This window comes from Oleiphilus sp. HI0128, assembly GCF_001635365.1.
On sequence record NZ_LWGG01001536.1, the window covers coordinates 1 to 638 of the forward strand.

The following is a 638-nucleotide window of genomic DNA, read 5'->3' on the forward strand; positions in this document are numbered from 1 at the left end:
AACCAAAGGCCGCGCTAATACTGTCACCCACCACTAGAATGCTTGCAAGATATCAAGCTGTTCTGAACCGGTATTGACCGACTTACATACATTATTGAGTTTCAGTAGGAGATTTTCTTGAGTGCTATTTTCAGGCATATTCAATCACAAAATAGTTGTCTAAACAGAATGGGGTTTGCGATGCACATGCAGCTAGGTCGTTATTTTATTATTGGCTGCCTGCTTCTACTAAGCAGCTTAACGTATGCGGCGGAAATAGAAAAACCGTTACCGGTAAAAAATACTGTTCCAGTTCAAAAGGCTGCAAGCATTCTAGTGGTGGGTGACAGTATTAGCGCGGCCTTTGGTTTGGATAAGAGTAAGGGCTGGGTAGCGCTGATGCAGCGTGAGCTGGGCGATAACTATCGCGTGATCAATGCAAGTATCAGCGGTGATACCACTACCGGTGGCCGTTATCGTTTAGGTAAGGCCTTATCAACTCATCAGCCCGTTATCGTCATTATTGAACTTGGCGGAAACGATGGTTTACGAGGAACCCCGGTTAGGCAGATTCGTAATAACCTAGAAGCGATGGCAGTGATGTCACAAGAGGCTGGAGCCCAAGTAATATTGCTAGGCATGCAGATACCGCCTAACTA

1 protein-coding gene is annotated in these 638 nt (G+C 45.6%); it reads left to right on the plus strand.

Going from position 1 to position 638, the window contains the following annotated elements; all coding sequences use genetic code 11:
* Nucleotides 1-117: 117 nt before the first annotated feature.
* Nucleotides 118-638, plus strand: a 521-nt coding sequence (locus A3763_RS25295; protein WP_231872324.1) for a GDSL-type esterase/lipase family protein, incomplete at its 3' end; no start/stop codon positions are given.